Annotated in this window: 10 protein-coding genes; 3 read left to right on the top strand and 7 right to left on the bottom strand. The window is 69.0% G+C overall.

The annotated features are described in order from the left end of the window. Positions 1-123: 123 nt before the first annotated feature. The gene (locus tag NS334_RS07950) at positions 124-1,635 is read left to right on the top strand and encodes a tryptophan halogenase family protein (RefSeq protein ID WP_058755433.1); all 1,512 of its coding nucleotides are present in this window, start codon (positions 124-126) and stop codon (positions 1,633-1,635) included. Here NS334_RS07950 and NS334_RS07945 read toward each other — a convergent pair. From NS334_RS07945 to recF, 6 genes are all read right to left on the bottom strand, one after another. Further along, positions 1,622-3,670 (bottom strand): hypothetical protein, encoded by a 2,049-nt coding sequence (locus NS334_RS07945; RefSeq protein WP_058755432.1) that lies wholly within the window; start codon positions 3,668-3,670, stop codon positions 1,622-1,624. The two genes, NS334_RS07950 and NS334_RS07945, sit on opposite strands and share 14 nt — an antisense overlap. A gap of 17 nt (positions 3,671-3,687) precedes the next feature. Then, on the bottom strand, positions 3,688-6,261 hold the full coding sequence (locus tag NS334_RS07940) for a TonB-dependent siderophore receptor (protein WP_083500331.1): 2,574 nt from the start codon (positions 6,259-6,261) through the stop codon (positions 3,688-3,690). 229 nt (positions 6,262-6,490) lie between these two features. Further along, entirely contained in the window at positions 6,491-8,983 is a 2,493-nt protein-coding gene (gene gyrB / locus NS334_RS07935; protein WP_058755431.1) for a DNA topoisomerase (ATP-hydrolyzing) subunit B, read from the bottom strand. Positions 8,984-9,035: 52 nt separating this feature from the next. After that, positions 9,036-10,346: an MFS transporter gene (locus NS334_RS07930; protein ID WP_083500330.1), complete on the bottom strand. Its 1,311-nt coding sequence runs from the start codon at positions 10,344-10,346 to the stop codon at positions 9,036-9,038. After that, positions 10,312-11,505: an MFS transporter gene (locus tag NS334_RS07925; protein ID WP_153002635.1), complete on the bottom strand. Its 1,194-nt coding sequence runs from the start codon at positions 11,503-11,505 to the stop codon at positions 10,312-10,314. Before NS334_RS07925 ends, NS334_RS07930 begins: the two co-directional genes overlap by 35 nt. A gap of 142 nt (positions 11,506-11,647) precedes the next feature. Then, positions 11,648-12,685 carry a DNA replication/repair protein RecF gene (recF, locus tag NS334_RS07920; RefSeq protein ID WP_058755428.1) on the bottom strand — a complete coding sequence of 346 codons (1,038 nt, stop codon included), beginning with the start codon at positions 12,683-12,685 and terminating at the stop codon, positions 11,648-11,650. 230 nt (positions 12,686-12,915) lie between these two features. Here recF and rarD point away from each other — a divergent pair, with 230 nt between their 5' ends. Then, positions 12,916-13,830 (top strand): EamA family transporter RarD, encoded by a 915-nt coding sequence (gene rarD / locus NS334_RS07915; protein WP_058755427.1) that lies wholly within the window; start codon positions 12,916-12,918, stop codon positions 13,828-13,830. On the opposite strand, the gene NS334_RS07910 is transcribed toward rarD, so the two are convergent. Continuing rightward, positions 13,772-15,004 carry a dicarboxylate/amino acid:cation symporter gene (locus tag NS334_RS07910; RefSeq protein WP_058755426.1) on the bottom strand — a complete coding sequence of 411 codons (1,233 nt, stop codon included), beginning with the start codon at positions 15,002-15,004 and terminating at the stop codon, positions 13,772-13,774. The genes rarD and NS334_RS07910 overlap by 59 nt on opposite strands. A gap of 67 nt (positions 15,005-15,071) precedes the next feature. Between NS334_RS07910 and glmM the strand changes: the two genes are divergently transcribed. Beyond that, complete coding sequence (glmM, locus tag NS334_RS07905; RefSeq protein ID WP_058755425.1) at positions 15,072-16,409, top strand: phosphoglucosamine mutase; 1,338 nt, start codon at positions 15,072-15,074, stop codon at positions 16,407-16,409. Positions 16,410-16,490 lie beyond the last annotated feature (81 nt).

Below are 16,490 nucleotides of genomic sequence, written 5' to 3'. Positions count from 1 at the left end.
TCGCCGTTCCGGATGTGGGGGCGCACGATCGAGCGAAGCGCGGCTGGCGGAATGTCGGTCCGAGCAAGCCATCACCGCGCGGTTCTTCCTTTCCGTCACCGTGCGTCGCGCTACCATGTGGTAATGGCAGAGAAGCAGAGCGGCGGGCGTGTCGAGCGCGTGGTGATCCTTGGCGGCGGGACGGCGGGGTGGATGACCGCGACCGCCCTGGCCCGCACCTATGGCCGGCGGCTGGCGATCACGTTGCTGGAATCGGAGGAGATCGGCACGGTCGGCGTCGGTGAAGCGACGATCCCGACCATCCACTGGTTCAACGACCTGATCGGGCTGGACGAAGCGGGGTTCCTGCGTGCCACGCAGGCGACGTTCAAGCTGGGAATCGAATTCGTCGACTGGGCGCGGCCGGGGCATCGCTATTTCCACCCGTTCGGCCGTTATGGTGCGGCGCTGCCGGGAGTCGACTTCCACCACCGCTGGATCAAGGCGCGGCGCGACGGGCTCGACCTGCCGCTCGCGGCGCTGTCGCTGGCGACGCAGGCGGCGGGGCAGGGACGGTTCGCCAGACCGCAGGGGGACGCGCGCTCGATCCTGTCGACGCTCGGCTATGCCTATCATTTCGACGCCGCGCTGTATGCCGCACACCTGCGGAGCATCGCCGAGGGGGCGGGGGTGCGGCGGGTCGAGGGGCGGCTGGCGACGGTCGAGCGGGATTCGGCGACTGGTTTCATCTCCGCGCTGACCACGCAGCGCGGCGAGCGGCTGGCGGGCGATTTGTTCATCGACTGCTCCGGGTTTCGTGCGCTGCTGATCGGTGGAGAGATGGCGTCGCCGTTCGAGGATTGGTCGCACTGGCTGCCCTGCGACCGTGCGGTGGCGGTGCCGTGCGCGCGAGTCGCGGCGACGACGCCCTTTACGAGATCGACCGCGCGCGCGGCGGGGTGGCAATGGCGGATCCCGCTCCAACACCGCACGGGCAACGGCTATGTCTATGCCAGCCGGTACGTGGGCGACGACGAGGCGGCGGCGACGTTGCTGGCGAATCTGGATGGGGAGGCGCTGGCCGAGCCGCGTTTCCTGCGGTTCACCGCCGGGCTGCGGCGCCGGCCATGGGTGGGCAATGTCGTCGCGATCGGGCTGTCGTCGGGGTTCCTGGAGCCGCTGGAGTCGACCAGCATCCACCTGATTCAGAGCGGGATCGCCAAGCTGCTGACGCTGTTCCCGGATCGCGACATGGACGCCGGGCTGGCGACGCGCTTCAACCGGCTGTTGGCGGCCGACATGGATGGCGTGCGCGACTTCCTGATCCTGCATTACCACGCCACGCAGGGGCGCGACGACCCGTTATGGCGTGCGTGCCGGACCATGGAATTGCCCGCATCGCTCGTGGAGCGCGAGGCGCACTATGTTCGCGCCGGGCGGCTGATGCTCGATCCCGAAGAGCTGTTCCGCGAGGCGAGCTGGCTGGCGGTGCTGGACGGGCAGGGGTTCGTCGCGGGCGATCATCATCCGCTCGCCGACACGATCGACGCCGCCACCAACATCGCACAGGTGCGCGGGATCGCCGAGGTGATCGCCCGCGCCGCGCCGACGCTGCCGCTGCATGACGTCGCGCTGGAGGCGATCACTTCCGGTTGAGCGCGGCGGGCGGACGCACCGCGAGATAGACGGTGCTCCAAAGCTGTGCGGCGTTGGATTCGTCCACGTCCTGCTTGCCGGCGCCGAACGGCACCACGCGATAGCCGCCATTGCGCCACGCCCACGACCACAGCTCCGAGCTTTGCGTCGCGCGCGTCGCGGCGATCGCGCGCCACAGCGTCGCCTGCGCGGTCGTCAGGCGCGCCCGGGTGGCGGCGGGCAGGTCGGTGCGGCGCAACTGACGCTCCAAACCGGCGGCGAACAGCGCCTGCTGCCACGACCAGACGACCGCGCCGTGATAGGCGGCGGGGGTGAAGCGCGCCTGCGTCGCGGCATCGGCGAGCGCCGGATTGGCGACCAGCATCCCGATCCCGGTCATCAGCCCGGCGGGGAAGGGGCGCATCGCCGCCGCGACATCGGCGTCCAGTTCGGCGGGCGAGGGATCGGCGAACAGCAGCGCGAAGCCCTCATCCGAATGGATGATCGGCACCGGCGCGCCTTGCGCATCGAGCGAGATGGCGTGGAAAACCAGCGGTGCATTGCCGAGGCTGGCGAGGGCGGGCGCGACCGGAACGCCCAGCGTCTTTGCGTAGGCGGCGATTTTCGGGCGCGCCATCGTCGCGGACACCTCGACCCGGAACAGGGCAGGCGCTTCCCGTCGCCAGGTGGCCGCCATCGCCCCGGCGTGCGCCAGCGCGGCGCGGTCGGCGGCGGACAGATAGGGGTCGAGCAACCCTGACTTCAGCAACCTCGCGCCAGCCTGCAACGCCGCCGGGACCAGCACGGCGTTCACGTCATAAGCGTAGCGGCCACGCCCGAGACCTTCCTCGCTGTCGCGCCACTGTCCGGTCATCCGCCCATCGTGGAGCGCGATCAGATGCGCGACGCCGGGCGCGTCGGCGAAGGGCTTGCCTCGTGCCAGCACGAAGCGGAGATTGCGGACCAGCGCCGCGCCCGCCGGCTCCGACATGCCGGGACGGCTTTCGCTGGAGATCGGTCGCGCCAGAAAGCTGCGCGCCTGTTCGACGCCGACCCGATCCAGCATCCAGTCGGCAGCGACCGGCGCGAGCATGAAGTCGTCGTCGATCATGCCATAGTCGAGCGTCGCCGCGTCGCCGCTGCCGCCATGCGCGCGCCGGTCCAGGATCGCGAATTCCGCCAGACCCTCTTCATGCGCGACCTCCCCCGCCGGATTCAGCCGGGCGAGGACCGATCCGAGCGCCGCCTCCATCGCGGCGGGGCGCAAGGCCGGCATCAGCAGGCGCGCCGACATCAACGTGTCTCGCCCGAAATAGGTCTGGAACCGCCACGAACCCGCCAGGAACTTCTCGCGATAGCTCAGAAAGCGCAGCGCGTCGCGCGCAGCGGGGTCGTTCGCCGCCGCATCGGTCAGCAGGTCGGACAGCGGCAATCCGCGCAGCGGCGTTTCACCGGTCGCGGCGACGATCTCCAGCCGGATGCGGCCATCGCGCGCGGCTGTGATCGTGTCGCCCGCGATCCGCCCGTCCAGCACCCGAAGCATCAGGCGATAGCCGGGAGTGCCATCGATTCGATTCCGTGCCCAGGTGATCGTCTGTCCGTCGATACGCGGCGAGGTCGCCACTTCCGGCGGGAAGCGACCGACCGACTGGTAATCGCGCAGGAAGCGGATGTTGGTGAGCAGCGCCTGCCTGATCGCCAGCCGTGGGGTGGCGATCGTCGCGACCGTGCGGATGCCGTGCAGCGCACGACCCTGCGCATCGGCAAGCGATCGCGGTGCCGGTGCTTCCTCGATCCGCCAGGTCGCCGGGGTGGCGAGCGGGGCGAACCACAGCCCGACGCCGCTGTTCCCCGCAGGGAATGCCACCAGGATGCGCGGGTCGCGACCGTTGCGCAGCAGCAGGTGCGCGGCGGTCGCGCCATCGCGGACGAAGGCGTTGATATTGTCGCCTTCGGACACGCGATAGGCCAGTTCCGGCGCGTGTTGCGCGGCGGCGCCCGCCGCGATCGCCGCCAGCAGACTCCCGGCGAGCAACGGGCGCATCCAGCGCGTCATATCCCGGTTCCCTGCGATCAGAAGCGCAGCGTCACCGACCCGCCATAGGTCGGGCCGACGATGCCGCGCGCGTAGAAGAAGCCGTCGGTGATCGCCTGCGTCTGCCCCTGACGCGGATTGCCCTCGGTCAGGCCGACGACGTTGAAGATATTCTCCGCGTTGAAGCCGATCTGAAGGTTCTCTCCGACGTTCACGTTGAACCCGACGCTGGTGACGCCATAGCCGGGCAGCGCCACGCCGTTGCCGGCATCGGCGAAGATCTTGCCGACATATTTGTAGCGGCCATAGATGTCGCCCCAGCCGTTCGGCAGCCGGATGGTCGGCGTCACGGTCCACAACGTGGCGGGCGTGCGCTCCGGGCGATTGCCTTCATAGCCCGACTGCGTGGCGCCATCGATCTGCAGGTTCACCAGCGTCGGATCCTGGAAGACGGCCTGACCGTCGATCGAGAACCACGAGACCGGGCGCACCGCCACATCGATCTCGATGCCCTTGGTGCGCAGGTCGGCGTTGATGTTCTGCTGCTGCGCCGGGTTCTGCGGATTGGCGAAATTGTAGTTCTGATTGTCGAACAGCGTGCGGAACACCGTGACGGAGCCGCTGAACAGCCGCCCGTATTGATAGCGTGCGCCGGCCTCGTACAGCTTGATCGTCGTGATCGGATCGACGCTGTTGGTCTGGAAACCGTCGGCGTACCGCGCGTAGATCGCGAAATTCGGGGTCAGCAGGTAGTTGGCGCCGACCGTCCACGCAATCTTCGAGCGCGAGCGGTTGGTGGTCGCATACTGGCCGGCGAAGGTCGGTCCAACGGTCGGGATGACGCCGGCGGTGCCGGCGGGCACGCGCTGCTGGAACACGCCGGGGCGGATCTCGACGATGTTGTTCGCCGCATCGACCCCCGCCGCATCGAGGCCGTCGCGGGCGGTCGACTGGATATTCTCCCAGCGGACGCCGCCGTCGATGCGCAGGTCACCGATCGCCAGTTCGTCATTGGCGTAGAAGGACACCGCATTGTCGTGGCGCTGGCGAATGCCGTTGCCCCAGTCGCCGTAGGAAACGAGGCCGTTGTCGCTGAGCGTCGCGATCGTATTGTTCGCGGCGTCGAGCGCGACGATGTCATAGATGTCGCTGTTGTTGCGCACGTCGTTGACGACGCTGGCGACGGCGGACTGGTTCTGCTTGCGGAGCACGTCGTAATACATGACGCCCGCGGTCAGCGAGTTGGTGAAGCCGTCGGTCTTGTATTCCCAGCGGCCGCCCATGTTCAGCCCCAGGTCGTGCGCGTCGACCCGGTCGTGGTTCAGCGTGGTGCGCTGAAGGAAGCCGTTGCCGTTCAGCGCGTTGAGCTGCGCGGTCTGGTTGGCGGCGATCAGCGCGCCGGTGCGCAGGTTGCGGATGCCGAAGCGCGCGGTGTTCGTGGGCGCCAGCGACAGCAGGTCGTTGATCGGCGAGCCGCTGCCGCGTGTCAGGTAATTGACCGCGCTGGTCAGGCCGCCGTTGCCGGTGCCCGAGCCGGGGAACAGTCCATTGAAGTCGTAGCTGTAATCGAGATAGCGGCCGTGCAGGAACACGTCGAAGGTGTCGGTGACCGGCTTCTCGAAATCGATCCGGCCCTGCGTCGATACCGACTTGATCCCGTCCTTGTAGCGGAAGTCGCGGATGCCGTCGCGATCGACGAAGGTCGATACGGGCACGCGGATGTTCCGGAACGCGTCGCCGCCGATATTGTCGCGCTGCGGGTCGAGGCCGGGGAAGCCGGTCGGATCGCCATTGTCATAGCGATACGGCATCGACGCATAATAAGCGGTGTCCATGTCGCCGCGCTTCGCCGACAGCCGCAGATAACCGCCGTCGTCGAAGCGATACTCCAGCATCGCCTTCACGCGATAACCGTCGTAATCGAACGGGTTGCGGCGGACGCCGGGACTGCTCTGATAATAGCCGCCGATGCTGAACGCCAGATTTTCGGCCAGCGGCGCGGACAGGTAGAGGTCGGCGCGCTTCAGCCCGTAGTTGAAGTAAGTGGCGCGGGCCATGCCCTCGAACCGATCGAAACTGGGCTTCTTGGAGATAAAGTTGATCGTCGCGCCCGCGCCGTTGACGGTCAGTACGCCCGACGAACCGCCCTTCACCGCCTCCAGCCGGTCGATGGTCAGATCCTGCTGGAAGAAGAAGTCCGCACCGCCGCCGCCGTAGAGGATCGGCATGCCGTCTTCTTCGAGCTGCACGAAGCGCTGCCCGCCGCCTTGCAGGCCGCGCACCGAGTAGTTGTTCGACGCCTCGCCGGCGGTTCCTTCGACGAAGATGCCGGGGACGAGGTCGAGCATGTCGGCGGTGGAGCGCGGCGCGCGGCGGTCGATGTCCTCACGCGTGGCGAAGGTGATGTCGGCGGAGGAGGTGATGAGCGGGCGATCGCGGGAGGTCTGTCCGGTCACGACGATGTCGTGTAGCCCGGCGGTCCCGTCATCGGCGGATGTCGGTGCGGTCGTCGTCGCCTGCGGGTCGGCGGTTTGCGCCATGGCGACACCCGGCAGGCTGGCCGCGCCGGCCAGCAACGCTGCACGCAGCGCGATGTGAAAACGGTTCGACATCGTCCTCTCCCTTCAATCGTCGCGACGCTACGGTTCTCGCCGGTTTGCGCGTCGGTACGAGACGGCTGCTACACGCTTCGACCATCGATCGGGAAGCGCATGGACGATGTCACGTCCACTATCTTCGATCAGTGTGTCCGGGCTGCAACGCAGCGCCAAGGCTCTCGCCAGCCCAGAAAATGGACGGATTGGCGCCGACGCTTCCGGAAAGCGTCGGCGCAACCGTCGGTTACACGTCGAGGTTGGCGACGCTCAGGGCATTTTCCTGGATGAACTCGCGACGCGGCTCCACGACATCGCCCATCAGGCGGGTGAAAATTTCGTCGGCAACGTCGGCCTGTTCGATCGCGACCTTCAACATCGAGCGATTCGACGGGTCGAGCGTGGTTTCCCACAGTTGCTCGGCGTTCATCTCGCCCAGCCCCTTGTAGCGCTGGATCGACAGCCCCTTGCGCCCTGCGGCGAGGATCGCCTCCAGCAGTTGCGACGGACGCGCGACCAGCGACTGGCCGCGACCGACCGTCACCGTCTCCTCGCCATCCTCGTCGGTGGCGACGGCATCGGCGGGTGTCTCGACCGACTGCCCCTTCACGGGCACCAACTTGGCGGCATGCGCGAAGGTTTCCGCCTGCTCGCCGGCCAGCGTATGGAGCTTGCGCGCCTCCGCCGACGCCAGGAAGGCGGCCTCGACGATGTGATGGTCGGTCACGCCGCGCCACAGCCGCTCGAAGTGGATGCCGCCGTCCTCGGTGACACGCGCCGTCCAGGTCGCCTCGCTGTCGCCCTGGTCGAGCCGTCGCGTCACCTCGCCCACGGTCGCGGCGCGCGCCTCGCGCGTCGCTTCGGGATCAAGCGCCCCGCCCAGCGCCAGCGCCTCGATGATGACCGGATCGTAGCGGCGCGGCACGTAGCGCATCAGCGTGCGCATCCGCCGCGCATGTTCGACCAGCGGACGCAGATGGACGCCCGTCAGGGCTTCGCCGCCGCGCTCCAGCGCCATCGCCTGCAACCCGCCGTCGACCAGATAGTCGTCGAGCGCATGGTCGTCCTTCAGGTACACCTCCGACCGGCCCTTCGTCGCCTTGTAGAGCGGCGGCTGCGCGATATAGAGATGCCCGGCCTCGATGATCTCGGGCATCTGGCGATAGAAGAACGTCAGCAGCAGCGTGCGGATATGCGCGCCGTCGACGTCGGCGTCCGTCATGATGACGATCTTGTGGTAGCGCAGCTTTTCGAGATTGAAGTCGTCGCGCCCGATGCCGGTGCCCATCGCCTGGATCAGCGTGCCGATCTCCCGAGACCCCAGCATCCGGTCGAAGCGCGCGCGCTCCACGTTCAGGATCTTGCCACGTAGCGGCAGGATCGCCTGGAAATGACGGTCGCGGCCCTGTTTGGCGGAGCCGCCGGCCGAGTCGCCCTCGACCAGGAACAGTTCGGACTTGGCGGGATCGCGCTCCTGACAGTCGGCCAGCTTGCCGGGCAGGCTGGCGATGTCCATCACCCCCTTGCGCCGCGTCAGTTCGCGCGCGCGCTTCGCCGCCTCGCGCGCGGCCGCGGCGTCGATGATCTTGCCGACGATCGCCTTGGCGTGCTGCGGATTTTCCTCCAGCCATTCGGCCATCTTGTCGGCCATCAGGCTTTCGAGCGGCTGGCGAACCTCCGAGGACACGAGCTTGTCCTTGGTCTGGCTGCTGAACTTCGGGTCGGGCAGCTTGACAGAGACGATCGCGGTCAGCCCCTCGCGCATGTCGTCGCCGGTAAGGGACACCTTCTCCTTCTTCAGCAGCCCCGATTTCTCGGCATAGTTGTTGAGCGTGCGCGTCAGCGCGGCGCGGAAGGCGGCGATGTGCGTGCCGCCGTCGCGCTGCGGGATGTTGTTCGTGAACGCCAGGACGTTCTCATAGTAGCTGTCGTTCCACTCCAGCGCGACCTCGATCGTCACCTGATCGCGGGTGCCGGAGACGGAGATCGGATCCGGGAACAGCGGCTGCTTGTTGCGGTCCAGCCACTTCACGAACGCGGCGATCCCGCCCTCGTAGAACAGCTCGACCGACTTCGGTTCCTCGTGACGGGCATCGTTCAGGAACAGGCGGACGCCGGAGTTGAGGAACGCCAGCTCGCGATAGCGGTGCTCCAGCTTGTCGAAGTCGAACTCGGTGATCTTGAACGTGGCGGGCGAGGGGAGGAAGGTGACGCGCGTCCCCTTCTTGCCGTCCGCCTTGCCGACGATCTTCAAGGGCGCGACCGCATCGCCGTGCGCGAAGCGCATGTAATGCTCCTCGCCGTCACGCCAGATCGTCAGGTCGAGGAACTCGGACAGCGCGTTGACGACGGATACCCCCACGCCGTGCAGGCCGCCCGAAACCTTGTAGGCGTTATCGTCGCTGGTGTTCTCGAACTTACCACCGGCGTGCAGCTGGGTCATGATGACCTCTGCCGCCGACACGCCCTCTTCGGGGTGGATGCCGGTCGGGATGCCGCGCCCGTTGTCGGTGACGCTGACCGATCCGTCGGCGTTCAGCGTGATGTCGATCCGGTCGCAGTGCCCCGCCAGTGCCTCGTCGATCGCATTGTCGCTCACCTCGAACACCATGTGGTGGAGGCCCGAGCCGTCGTCGGTGTCGCCGATGTACATGCCGGGGCGCTTGCGGACCGCGTCCAGCCCCTTCAGAACCTTGATCGAGGACGCGCCGTATTCGTTGCTATTCTGAGCTTCTGCCATGGCGGAGCATATAGGCAGACGCGGCCCGCAACGGAAGCGAAACCGACGCGGTTCAGCCGGCGGCGGTGGCGGCGGCGCTGGACGGCGGGGGCAGCGCGCGATCGCGGAGCCGGATGTAGAGCAGGCCGGCGATGACCAGCGAGATCGCGGCGATCGCCAGCGCCGCGGCGTCGCCATCGGTCGCGTCGTGCAGCGCGCCGAAGCCGACGATGCCGACCGCGCTGCCGGTCAGCGCGATGACGATCAGCGAGCCGTAGATCTCGCCATAGGCGCGCAGCCCGAACAGCCGCGCCGCGAAGAAGGGGAAGAGGTCGTTCTCCGCGCCGTTCATCAGCCCGGCAAGAAACACGCCGACCGCCAGCATGGTCAGCGACAGATGCGCGGCCTGGAGCAGGAGAAAACCCAGCGCGGACACCAGCGCGACCGAGGCGGCGACCCGTCGCGGGGGAAAGCGGTCGATCAGCAGGCCGATCGCCAGCCGTGCCACGATCTGCGATGCGCCGAATGCGGTCAGCAGCAGGGCGGCGTCCTCGGCGGCGACCCCGCGGTCGATGGCGAACGGCACCACCTGCGTAATGAAGCCGATCGTCGCCAGATTGATGAAGAAGCCGGTGAGCCCGACCTGCCAGAAGCGCGGATCAAGCCGCGCCTCGGCGGCGGTGACGCCGCCGACCGGTTGCGTGGCGACGGGGTCGCCGGGGGCAGGTCGGGTCGGGCCGGTATCGGCGTGGCGTATCGCGAGCAGCGCGATCGGCAGCGCGACCAGCGTCGAGAGGGCGGCCAGCGTGAGGAAACCGCCGCGCCAGCCATGGGTGGCGATGATGTCGCCCAGGATGACAGGCAGCAGCAGGGTGGTGATCGGCAGCCCCGACGTGGCGATGCCCAGCGCGAGCCCGCGTTGCAGGACGAAGCGGGCTGCGATCAGCTTGCCATAAACCAGCGCGCTGGTCCCCGGCACGGTCATCGCCAGGCAGAAGACCAGCAGGTGATATTGCCAGAGCGAGCCGCTCATCCCCGCCAGACCGACATAGGCCGCGCCGAGCAGGATCATGCAGCCCGCGATCGCCGGGCGCACGCCGATCCGGTCAACCAGTCGCCCGAGAAGCGGCACCGTGATGCTGCCCGCGAAGCCCAGGCCGGTCGCGGCGGCCAGCTCGGCGCGGCTCCAGCCGAAGTCGGCGATCAATCCGGGGACGAACAGGCTCGACAGGTTCTGGAACAGCGCCGGTCCGGCACCGCTGCCGACGGTCGCGCCCAGCACGATCGGCCAGCCGCGCCGCCATTCGGCGCGAGTCGGGGAGGGCGGGGCGGCGAGCATATCCGCCGCGCTAGCGTGCGACGGGCGGTCCGTCATCCCGCCCATGATCGGGCAGGACCAGAAAACACAAGGCGGCCATCAGCAGCGCGCCGCATCCCAGCGTCAGTGCCAGCGCATACCCGCCGGACATGTCGTGGAGACGGCCGAAACCGATGATCCCGACCGCCGTCCCGGAAATCGCGATCGGTATCGCCGTGCCGTAGATTTCCGCATAGGCGCGCAGCCCGAACAACCGCGCGGCGAAGAACGGCAGCAGATCGTTCTCCGCGCCATTCATCAGCCCGGCAAGGAACACCAGCACCAGCAACGTCGCCAGCCCGCCCGGCGCGAACGTGAGCGCCAGGAAGGCGGCGGCGGAGACGATCGCGCAGGCGGCGGCGACCGGCTGGGGCCGGAGGCGATCCACCAGCCAGCCGATCAGCAGCCGCCCGGCGAGCGCGCTGGCGGCGAAGCTGGTCAGCAGCAGCGCGGCGCGCGGCGCGCTCAGCCCCAGCTCGATACCGATCGGGACCAGTTGCGTGACGAAGCCGGTGGTCGCGGCGTTGATCAGCCACGCCGAGCCGACCAGGATCCAGAACCGCCGGTCGCGCCGCGCCGCCGCCGCGCTGACGCCCGGCAGGTCCGCGGGCGCAGGTCCGCCTCCGCGCGCGGGCGCCGCCGCGCGGAGGCTCAGCACGATCAGCGGCAGCGCCACCAAGGTCGATCCGATCGCCAGCGCGACGAACCCCGCGCGCCAGCCATGATGGCTGATCACCATGCCCAGAAGCGGTGCCGCGACAAGCGTCGTCAGCGCCAGCCCCGATGTGCCGAGCGCCAGCGCCAGCCCGCGTCCGCGCACGAAGCGCCCGGCGATCAGCTTGCCATAGGCCAGGCTGCTGGTGCCGGGCAGCGCGAGGACGAGCATCACGACGCCGAGCTGATAGCGCCAGATGTCGCGACCGCCCCGCAACCCCATGCCCGACAACCAGAGATAGGCTACGCCCAGCAGCAGCATCGACGCGACGATCACAGGACGGACCCCGATCCTGTCAGCGATGCGCCCGATCAAAGGGGCGGCGATCGCCGCGCCCAGCGCCAGCCCGGCGGCGGTGGCGATGTCGCCGCGCGACCAGCCGAACGTCGCCTCCAGTCCGGGCGTGAACAGACTCGACAAATTCTGGTAGAGCCCCGGTCCGAGCCCGGCGCCCAGCATCGCCGCCGCCACCACGGGCCAGCCGGCGCGCCATTCGGCAAGCGTTCGCGACGGCGGAGAGGCGGCGGTATCGGTCAGGCTCTGTCTTTCCCAAGCAGATCTAATGTGGTCACAACGCCTTGCCCGAAAGAATGTTGTGAACGCAACGACCTGCTCATAGCGTGAGCCAGGTCGCCGACCCGATCGCGTCGAACAGGCTCGGCTCGGTGCCGGTCATCCACACCTGTCCGACCGGCGCCAGCCGTGCGAACAGCGCGGCGCGGCGCGCGGGATCGAGGTGCGCGGCGACCTCGTCGAGCAGCAGCACGGGAGCGCGGCCGGCGACCCGCGCCACCAGTTCGGCATGGGCCAGCACGATGCCGAGCAACAACGCCTTCTGTTCGCCGGTCGAGGCGGTCGCGGCGGGGCGATCCTTGTCGACGTGGTGGACGATCAGGTCGGCGCGGTGCGGGCCCGCCAGCGTGCGGCCGGCGGCGGCATCGCGCGCCCGGCCGACCCGCAACTCCGCCGCCAGTCCGTCGGCGGTGCCGCTCCAGCCGTCGAGTGCGATCTGTGCGCGGGCGATATCGCCGGGCGGCTGCGCGGCCAGCGCGGTGTCGAGCGCGGCGACGGTGCGACGACGTGACGCGTCCAGCGCCGCCCCATGCTGCGCCATCTGCGCCTCCAGCGCGGCGAGCCAGTCCGGGTCGGTGGTCGGCTGCGCCAGCAGCCGGTTGCGGTCGCGCATCGCCGCCTCGTACCGGGCGCCGTGGCGCGCGTGGTCGGGATCGAGCGCGAGCGTCAACCGGTCCAGGAACCGTCGCCGGCCCCCGGCTGCCTCGGTGAAGAGCCGGTCCATCGCCGGAGTGAGCCAGAGCACGGCGATCCGCTCCGCCAGCGCGGTCGCGGCGGCCGGCGCGCCGTTGATGCGCACGACCCGCCGATCGGGCGCGGCGGCCAGCGCCCCGGTCGCGAGCGTTACGTCGTCGGCGAGCGTAGCGGCGATCCCGAACCCGCCCGGGCCGTCGCTGCGGGCGACGTCGCCCAGCGCCGCCCGCCGCAGTCCGCGTCCGGGCGCGAGCAGCGACACCGCCTCCAGCACGTTGGTCTTGCCGGCGCCATTGGGCCCGGTCAGAACCACGAAGCCCGGCCCGGGTGCGACCGTCAGCGCGGCGTGGTTGCGGACATCGGTGAGGACGAGGCGGGACAGCATGATGGTGAGGCGCTGGTACGGGGAAAGCGCGGGAAGGGCGATAGTTTCCTGAACCTTTTGGCCGCCGTCCGCCCTTCCGTCATCCCGGCGCGGGCCGGAGGGCATCTCTCCGCGCGTGCCTGCGGTCGTTGTTTTTTTGGAACCGTGGACCCCGGCCTGCGCCGGGGTGACGGAAAGGGGGGCGGGAGCGGCCCCTTGCATCCCGGCGCCACACCCGCGACAGCGCCCGCATGGTGAACCACGCTACCCGAACCGGCCTGATCCTGGGCATCGGCGCCTATACGCTCTGGGGATTGCTGCCGCTCTATCTGCATCTGCTGAGCGGCGTGCCGGCGGTGCAGGTGCTGGCGCATCGCGTGCTCTGGTCGCTGGTGCTGCTGGCGGCGATCGTGGTCGCGATCCGGCGCGGTGGGGCGATCTTGGCTGCCGCGCGCGGCCGGACGCTGGCGCTGCTGGTCGCGTCGGCGGCGCTGATCGCGGTCAATTGGATGGTTTATATCTGGGCGGTGCAGAACGGGCACGTGCTGGAGGCCAGCCTCGGCTATTTCATCAATCCGCTCGTCAATGTCGCGCTGGGGATGATCATCCTGGGCGAGCGGATCGGAACGATCCAGAAGGCGGCGGTGGCGGTTGCGGCCATCGGGGTGGCCGTGATGGCGGTGGCGGGCGGCGGTGCGCTCTGGATCCCGCTGACGCTGGCGTTCAGTTTCGGCTTCTACGGGCTGATCCGCAAGGTGGCGGCGATCGATGCGCTCGGCGGCCTGACCGTGGAAACCGCATTGCTGGCGGCACCCGCACTCGCCGTACTCTTCTGCAGCCCGGAGCCGGTGTTCGGGCGCGGGGTCACGACCGATACGCTGCTGGTGCTGGCGGGCGCGGTCACCGCTGCCCCGCTGTTAATGTTCGCCGCCGCCGCGCGCCGGTTGCGCTATGCGACGATGGGCCTGCTGCAATATATCGCGCCGACGCTTCAGTTCCTCGAGGCGGTGGTGCTGTTCCGGGAACCGCTGCGTCCGGTACATATGGTGACGTTCGCGCTGATCTGGAGCGGGTGCGTGCTTTACGCGCTGGGCAGCCGCACCCCCGTCACTCGGCCGGATCGCGCCGCCGCCCCAGCCAAGCCGTCGTCGCCAGATCCATCGTGACGTTGCCGACGGTGCGGACGATGTCGGGGATCGTCTCGACCGCCACAAGCAGCCCGAGCGGCGCGAGCGGCGCGCCGATCGTCCCGGCGATCGGCGCGATCGCGCTGACATAGCTGACCGTGCCGGGCAGGCTGACCGATCCGAGCGAGGTCAGCGTCGCCACCACCACCGCGACCACCAGTGTGGCGGGCGGCAACGGCACGCCGAACCAGGTCGCGACATAGATCGCCACCGCCAGGTTCATCGCCGGCCCCGTCGCACGGAAGATCGCCACCGCGAGCGGCAGCGTGACACCGGCTGTTTCGACCGGCACGCCCAGATCGCGCGCACCCTCCAGCATGGCGGGCACCGAGGCGAGCGAGGATTGCGTGCTGATCGCCACCGCCTGCGACGGCAGCGCCGCGCGCGCGAACCCCGCCAGCGGCACGCGCCCGCCGAGGCGCGCGACCGGGTAGGCGAGCAATGTCACCACCACGCCGACGCTGGAGACGACCAGGATGTAGTGGATCAGCGCGCCGAACGCCCCCGTGCCGGCGCGCGCGCCGACCACCAGCGCGAGGGCAAAGACGCCAAGCGGCGCGATCCAGAGCACCCAGTCGATGACCACCAGCATCGTGTCGCGCAGCGCGGTGAAGAACCGCACCAGCAGCGTGCGTCCCTCCGCGTCGATCCGGGCGATCGCGAAGGCGAAGACGAGCGTGAAGATGATGAGCGACAGGAAGGCATCCGCCGCCGCCGCCTTGACGATATTGGTGGGGACGATCCCGGCGAAGAACTCCGCGAGCGGCGGCACCGCCGGCACCTGCTCCGCTCCGCTCAGCGCGGCGCGCAGCGCGGTGGCGGCGGCGGTCGGCAGCGGCGCGATCGTCAGGATCAGCGGCGTGACCAGCGCAGCGATCGTCGCGGACAGGAACAGGAAGGCGACGTAGAGCGCGATCGCGCGCCCGGCGAGCCGCCCGGCCTTCGCCGCCTCCGCGGTCGCCGCGACTCCGGTGACCAGCAGTGAGACGACCAGCGGCACGATCGTCATCTGCAATCCGTGCAGCCAGGCGGTGCCGATCGGATCAGCGACCGTGATCGCGCCCGGCACCGCCGTCGGCGCGAAGGTCGCCAGCGCGATGCCCGACGACAGGCCGATCAGCAACGACAGGAGGATGCGGGTGGCTTGCGACATGGGGGGATTTCGCCCTGTGACGGCTTGTGGTTATGGAACGGATGAGCGGAAGCGAACGGAAGGCGTGATGGCAAGAAAATATTTCGGCACCGACGGCATTCGCGGGCTGACCAACACCGGCGCGATGACCGCCGAGATGGCGATGAAGGTCGGCATGGCGGCTGGTCGGCACTTCCTGCGCGGCGAACATCGGCATCGCGTGGTGATCGGCAAGGACACGCGGCTGTCTGGCTATATGCTGGAAAGCGCCCTGCAGGCCGGCTTCACCAGCGTGGGCATGGACGTGACGTTGGTGGGTCCGATGCCGACACCGGCGGTGGCGATGCTGACCAAATCGATGCGCGCCGACATGGGGGTGATGATCTCCGCCAGCCACAATCCCTTTTTCGACAATGGTATCAAGCTGTTCGGGCCGGATGGTTACAAGCTGTCGGACGAGGACGAACTGGCGATCGAGGCGGCGATCGACGGCGACGTGGCGCTGGCCCCGTCCGGCGAGATCGGCCGCGCCAAGCGGATCGACGACGCGCGCGGACGCTATATCCACTTCGCCAAGTCGACCTTCCCGAGCGACCTGCGGCTCGACGGGATGAAGATCGTCGTCGATTGCGCGAACGGCGCCGCCTATCAGGTCGCGCCGGAGGCGTTGTGGGAACTGGGCGCGGATCTGGTCCAGATCGGCGTCAATCCCAACGGCTTGAACATCAACGACAAGATCGGTTCCACGCACCCGGAGGCACTGTCGGCGGCGGTGATAGCGCATCAGGCTGACATCGGCATCGCGCTGGACGGCGACGCCGACCGGCTGATCGTGGTCGATGAGAAGGGCCGGGTGATCGACGGCGATCAGCTGATGGCGACGATCGCGGCGGGCTGGGCGCGCGCCGGGCGGCTGGCGGGCGGTGGACTGGTCGCCACCGTCATGTCGAACCTGGGGCTGGAGCGCCATTTGAAGGCGCAGGGGCTGGGGCTGATCCGCACCGCCGTCGGCGACCGCCACGTGCTGGAGGCGATGCGGCGGCGCGGCTACAATGTCGGCGGCGAGCAGTCGGGGCATATCATCCTGTCGGACTATGCCACGACCGGCGACGGGCTGGTCGCGGCGCTTCAGGTCCTGGCGGAGGTGTGCCGCGCCGGCGCGCCGGCCAGCGAGGTGCTCCACCGCTTCGATCCGTTGCCGCAATTGCTGAAGAACGTGCGCTTTTCGGGCGGCAAGCCGCTGGAAAACGAGGCGGTGAAGACGGTGATTGCCGAGGCCGAGACCGAGCTGGCGGGGCGCGGGCGGCTGGTGATCCGGCCGTCAGGCACCGAGCCGGTGATCCGCGTGATGGCGGAGGGCGACGATCCCGCGCAGGTCGAGCGTGTCGTCGATCGCATCTGCGACGCGGTGCGCGCGGCTGTGTAGGGGCTACCCTCTGCTGTTTCATACCGTCACCCCGGCGAAGGCCGGGGCGACGATAAGGATCAAGGTGACGGCCGAGGGTGG

Origin of the sequence: Sphingomonas endophytica (genome assembly GCF_001476895.1) — a bacterium.
GTDB lineage: Bacteria > Pseudomonadota > Alphaproteobacteria > Sphingomonadales > Sphingomonadaceae > Sphingomonas > Sphingomonas endophytica_A.
Note: the sequence above shows the minus strand (reverse complement) of the source record. Positions and strands in the feature narration are given on the sequence as shown.

Coding starts and splice junctions, on each gene's coding strand:
- NS334_RS07950 (WP_058755433.1), top strand. CDS start 124: ATGGCAGAGAAGCAGAGCGGCGGGCGTGTCGAGCGCGTGGTGATCCTT.
- NS334_RS07945 (WP_058755432.1), bottom strand. CDS start 3,670: ATGACGCGCTGGATGCGCCCGTTGCTCGCCGGGAGTCTGCTGGCGGCG.
- NS334_RS07940 (WP_083500331.1), bottom strand. CDS start 6,261: ATGTCGAACCGTTTTCACATCGCGCTGCGTGCAGCGTTGCTGGCCGGC.
- gyrB (WP_058755431.1), bottom strand. CDS start 8,983: ATGGCAGAAGCTCAGAATAGCAACGAATACGGCGCGTCCTCGATCAAG.
- NS334_RS07930 (WP_083500330.1), bottom strand. CDS start 10,346: ATGGGCGGGATGACGGACCGCCCGTCGCACGCTAGCGCGGCGGATATG.
- recF (WP_058755428.1), bottom strand. CDS start 12,685: ATGCTGTCCCGCCTCGTCCTCACCGATGTCCGCAACCACGCCGCGCTG.
- rarD (WP_058755427.1), top strand. CDS start 12,916: ATGGTGAACCACGCTACCCGAACCGGCCTGATCCTGGGCATCGGCGCC.
- NS334_RS07910 (WP_058755426.1), bottom strand. CDS start 15,004: ATGTCGCAAGCCACCCGCATCCTCCTGTCGTTGCTGATCGGCCTGTCG.
- glmM (WP_058755425.1), top strand. CDS start 15,072: ATGGCAAGAAAATATTTCGGCACCGACGGCATTCGCGGGCTGACCAAC.